Here is a 5951-nt window from a genome sequence, read left to right as displayed (position 1 = left end):
CTTCTTTTCCCTACAGTAAATTGACGCTATCAGTATGAAACCTGAAGTTGACAAAATCTAATTCATGTGATTTAATTATAAAAGTAAAAAAAATCTTTAAACTAGGTACAGAGATACCAGTAAGATTTGTCATATTCGGCTGTGGTTACTAATTATACCTAGCTGGTAATGTATGTGATCTTGCTGTGTGCAGGATTTTTTTTTACGATTTTTTCAGCTACTAGAATCATACATTTAGGAGGAATTATTATGACAACAAGCAAAGTATTAGGTTATTTACCTGATGAAAAACCACCAATCATTGAACTGATTTTATTTGCACTGCAACAAATAGTGGTAATGTTTCCTGCTACAGTTCTTGTGGCATTGATAACAGGCTTTCATGTTTCCACAACAATATTTGCCAGCGGTCTTGCAACTTTAGGTTTTATTCTAGTTACAGGAAAGAAAATACCACTTTATTATGGTTCCAGTTTTTCATACATCGCGGCTATAGCCTCAATAATGAGTGCTGATGCATTTGCCGGTTATTCTCTAAATGATAAAATATCAATTGCACAGTTTGGAATTATAATGTCTGGATTTGTATCTATCGCTGCAGGTCTTATTATTAGAAAGAGTGGTAAGAAAGCAATAGACAAAGTCCTACCGGCTACTGTAACAGGAAGTATTGCAATCATTATAGGTTTATCACTATCCGCTACTGCATTAGCTGATGCATCAGCAATTCCTCAAAGTGTTCCAGAAGCAAGCCAGGCAGCAGCAACAAGCTGGGCATGGATAATCGCTTTAATAACTTTATTCTCAACCATATTATACTCGGTTTACTTAAAAGGCAAACTTAGTCAGCTTCCCATTCTATTCGGGCTAATGACTGGTTATATATCCGCACTTATAATAGGAGCTGCAACAGGTATACCATTTGTAAATTTCAGCACAATAACTTCAAATAGTATTCTTAGCTTGCCAATCTTCACATTTCCTAAGCCCACATGGCAAGCAGTAATTGCAATAATGCCTATAGCTATAGCAACTGTGCCTGAATCAACAGCCCATATTTATCAGCTTGATATATATGTAAATGATTTGGCTAAAAAGAAGGGCTCCACAAAAAAATATGATATTGAGAATAAATTAGGCTTGAATCTTATCGGTGATGGCATAGGCGATATAATATCTGCATCTATTGGAGGACCAGCAGGCACAAACTATGGAGAAAATATAAGTGCAATGGCAATATCCAAAAACTTCTCCGTACCTGTACTTATGGCTGCAGCGATTATAACCATGATAATATCCTGCTTCACGCCTCTGATAAATATAGTGTATTCCATACCAAAGGCTGTAATTGGAGGACTTTCAATATATTTGTTCGGTGTTATTGCAGCACAGGGCATAACCATAATGATGGATAAAAAAGTTGATATGTTTAGCTCTAAAAATCTGGCAATAATTGCGGTAATATTGATAATAGGACTAGGAGGCAGCTTTAACTTTGAGGGCGGTATGATTCCTATGTTTGGCATTCAGCTCCCAGCTATTGCAACAGCTGCAGTTGTAGGTATACTTCTAAATCTTGCACTATCCATTGGAGATAAATAAATTTTTAATGATTATCTTATAAATGCTCAAAAAAATACGGATTAGGTTGCTTATGTCGCCTAACCCGTATTTTTTAAGTATAAGACTCTTCATAGATAGAAAAGATATCATATGAAACTATATAAAAGGCGGGTGTAAAAGTGAACAATCTTGATGTTATTTAGCAGAGTTCAAAATAAATATGCTATAATAAAGATTGAATTAAAAACTAACTGAATCAATTTGTTCAAATATGAAGGTTTATAATAGGTGATAAATGTGGAACTCGAAGAAAAAGTTAAAAATCTTACTACAGCGCCGGGGGTTTATCTTATGAGAGATTCCCTAGGTAATGTTATTTATATAGGCAAAGCTAAGAATCTTAAAAATAGGGTCAAAACTTACTTTCAGGGCTCAAAAGATCGTTCTCCTAAAGTTGAAAGGCTTGTGAAGAATCTAAAGGATTTTGACTATATCATTACTGACACAGAGTTTGAAGCTTTCATCCTTGAATGCAAGCTTATTAAGGAACTAAAGCCAATGTATAACAGGCTTATGAAGACTCCCTTATCTTACATCTATATAGTCATAAAAAATGACGAAGTATACCCAAGCATAGAAATATCAAATGTTTTGATCGAAAATGACCAAAACATTTATTTCGGTCCTTATCAAAATAAAAACACCGTGGAAAGAGCACTCCAAGGTATAAAGGAGTGCTATAAAATACTTTGCAGCAAATCTACGAAAAAGGATTCATCATGTCTGAACCACTCTCTGGGGTTATGTGTTGGAATGTGTATCAATGATTCTGCAGTAGAGTACTACAATAACATAGTAAAAAAAATCATATCCTTTCTTAACGGAGATGATTCAAGCATACTTGAAGATTTAAAATACAAAATGCAAGAAGCAGCTGAAATGCTTGATTTTGAAACTGCAGCAAGATACAGAGATTATATAAAAAGCACTAGTTCTCTTATTAATAGAGCAAAAACAATAAGATTTGCTGAGAGCTGCAATAATATACTGATTATAGAACCATTGACTAAAGATGTTATTAAAATATTTCTAGTTAAGGGGATAAAGATTCTTTTTAGCAAAAAATATACGCTTGATAGCATCGATCTGGAGCAATTAAAAAAGGCATTAAAGAGACATATTATGGTATTCTTTGGCAATAGCTTTGTGGCTTCTTCCCATGATTATGTGAGCAAAGAGGAAATAGATGAAGCTCAAATTATATTCAGCTATTTGAAGTCTAGACCTGATTGCTATGTATTAATCCCTCAAGATTGGCTGCATTATAACACCAGCTTTCATATAGATGAAGCAATAGACAGATTGTTGCATCAATAGCTAAATTCTTTGCTAAGCTGAAAATACCTTAACTTGTTCATAGGCTACTACGGAGTTTTTGTTTCCTTTGCTTTATACAATATTTAATTTTTTTGCTTTTTCCACAGCCTGCACTCTTCTGTTCACTTGCAGCTTTCCATATATATTCTTAATATGGGTTTTAACAGTATTTATTGTCATATCCAACCTCTCGCCTATTTCCTTATTAGAAAGTCCATATGATATATATCTTAGCACTTCTATCTCTCTTTCAGTAAGATTGTCCACAACACCCATATTTAACTGTTCATTTTTTTCTATATCCTCATTTATTAATAAAGTTTCCAATGCTTTTATATAAGTCATTTGACCTGCAAAGAATCTCAGATGCTTCAAATATTTACCTGTAAATGCCCCTTCCAGGGAAGTGTTTTCCAAATACAAAACTCCAATAGATATTCCTCTGTGCTTCAATGGAACACAAGCTATTGATTTTGCACCTGACTTTTCAATATATGTATCTCTTGCAAATATTCCATACTCATTATCACTATTTATTATCACTGGTTCAAGAGTTCTTGCTACATAGCGTACAATCTTTTTTGAAAGCCTGTTACATTTTTCTAAGGCAATAGGCTTTCTAAAATCACAAGTATCTTTATCAGACTCTAATATTGCTTCAATATATAATTTGTCATTCTTTTCAAGTATTAGAAAGCCTCTATGAGCATCAGTAATTCTAATTAAAGCTTTCAGCAGGTTTTGAAATATCTCATCAGGAGCCGAATATTCCATTATGCTTTCTATTTCATTTTGAATAGCATATATCTCTATATCTTCTTGAGTTTCATCTTCAGTAATACTCGTAACCAGTATATCATTTATAGTATTTGCTGAGGGAAAATCTTTTGCCATTTCTTTCTTATTCTCTATTTTCCCCAGGAAACCTGGATAACATTTCTTCAGGCTTTCTACCTTAGCATATGCACCCCACTGTTTGTATAATCTTAAGGCATCATTTATATATGCCAATGCAATTCTATTTCTTCCTATTTCTATGTAAAATCTTGCTGCTAATTCACAGGCGATTGCTTCATTCTGAATATAATTATTTTCATATGCTGATTGTATAGCTCTATCATATAGCTCCATAGATTTCTGTTTATTTCCAAGTATTCGTGAGACCTCTGCTTCAATAAGCAAGTACTTATGAAGAAAATTCGCCGGACAATAAGCAGACCATTTTTTCATCTGTTTCTGGTTTTTCTTAAGGACTTTCATCAATCTTCTTTTATCCTTCTCAGAAAGCTCATCATATAAAGCCGTAATTGAAAGAGATTCATAGAAGATAAATTCCGCAGACAGCATAAAGCCCATAATTGAACTTGTACAGTTTTTTTCTTTCTCAGCGAATAAAAGGGCATCATCATATTTACCCATTAAATAACATATCTGCAGCTTTGTATAATAATAAGCTGCCAGAGATGCCTTATCACCTTTCGCCAGTTTTATAATTTGTTGTTCATCAGAGTCATCTATACCTACTGATGCTGTATTCAATTCAGGGTTTGCCAGATTTTTAATATGCTTTTTGTATATGAGAGTGTTAGCGCCGAGGTTTTCATGTTTCATTCTTCGGGCATAACTCTTGCATTGTTGGGCTTCTCTCTTAACTTCATCAAGTATTGTACCTATAATAAATTTATTTTCAAGAATAACGCTATAAGAATATCCTGCTATCAAAACATCTCCAGCTTCAAGTGAGTATTTTATTGCATTATGCAAATATTGTATTCCATCTTTTCCATGTCGCAACCAATGCTGTATCAATGCACCCATGGTAAAATATACAACGCATTTCGTATAACTTTTGCCAAATTTCTCAGCATGTTCAATTGCAACTTTCCCAAGTTCATATCCTGCTGAATAATTTCCAAGTACACTTCCTTCGGTTATTGCATAGCCTATAAAACCAATGGATGTCATTTCCGTATTGCCGTATTTCAATCCATGGTTACCTATTTTTATAATACAGTATGAATATAAATCCGGATGGCTTGTACATGCTGAAAGAATAAGGCTTATATAGAGTTGAGCAATCTTTTTTTGTACCGAATCTTTCATTTCAGTCAGGTTAAGGAGGTCTTTTATAGTCTTATTGCGCATATGCCATTTATATAATAACAGCTCTATTCCATTGCTATATAATCCCGGGTTTTTAGGAAGATTAATACCGAACTTTTCAAGTGTGTTTATACCTATTTCTACCGCTTCATCATACTTTCCTCCACCAGCATACAATATCATTTTCAAAGCATACACATCTGCTCGTTCAATTTCTGTTTTTATATTTCTTATTATCATTTCAAACAGTTCTTCTGCTATTAATACATCACCTACTAGATATTCACACTGTACCAGCTCCAGGTAAAGGTTATAACTTAATAAATAATTACTATCCCAACAATCATAAGGTAGAAGTTCTATACCTGCTCTGAAACAATTTCTGGCTGAATCATATGCTGCAGAGGATTTCGCTTTTCTGCCTGATGCCAAGTTATATTCAGCAAGTTTCAGCCTTTCTTCAGGATCCACAATCAATTCCAGTCCCCGATTAATATGTTCTAAAATGGGTAGTAATTTGCTTTCTATATCCTCCTGCTTTGTATTTTGTAAGATTAACCTGCCGACCTTAACATGGGTGCTCTTCTTTTCTTCAGGAGAAAGCAAAGAGTAGGCAGCTTGTCTCACCACATCGTGAAAAAACTCATAGCAATTTGTCCCACTATTGCAATATGATGAAGAATGTAAAACAAGTCCTTCCATTACTGCTGGAAGAAGAAGATTTTCAACTTCAATTTGTGTCTTTTCACATACTGTTGCTATTGTATCTAAATCAAAGCTATTTCCTATACAGGAAGCCAGCATTAAAACATCACGGGTTTCTTCATTAAGGTTTTCTAGTTTCTCAAACATAAGCTCTGCAATTCCATCAGGTATTTGGATTCCACGTATAGATTCCTCTTTCAATT

General features: G+C 34.0%; 3 protein-coding genes. 2 read left to right on the top strand and 1 reads right to left on the bottom strand.

Annotated features, from left to right (window positions below; genetic code table 11):
- The first annotated feature begins 249 nt into the window (after positions 1-249).
- Together ACESM9_RS13750 and ACESM9_RS13745 are read left to right on the top strand one after the other, a co-directional pair.
- On the top strand, positions 250-1602 hold the full coding sequence (locus ACESM9_RS13750; RefSeq protein ID WP_372999831.1) for a uracil-xanthine permease family protein: 1353 nt from the start codon (positions 250-252) through the stop codon (positions 1600-1602).
- Between the two features lie 249 nt (positions 1603-1851).
- Complete coding sequence (locus tag ACESM9_RS13745; protein ID WP_372999828.1) at positions 1852-2940, top strand: GIY-YIG nuclease family protein; 1089 nt, start codon at positions 1852-1854, stop codon at positions 2938-2940.
- 72 nt (positions 2941-3012) lie between these two features.
- On the opposite strand, the gene ACESM9_RS13740 is transcribed toward ACESM9_RS13745, so the two are convergent.
- On the bottom strand, positions 3013-5951 hold a 2939-nt coding region (locus tag ACESM9_RS13740), incomplete at its 5' end, for a helix-turn-helix transcriptional regulator (protein ID WP_372999826.1).

The organism is Lutispora sp., from assembly GCF_041687175.1.
Classification (GTDB): domain Bacteria; phylum Bacillota; class Clostridia; order Lutisporales; family Lutisporaceae; genus Lutispora.
This window is presented reverse-complemented; position numbering and strand designations above follow the sequence as displayed.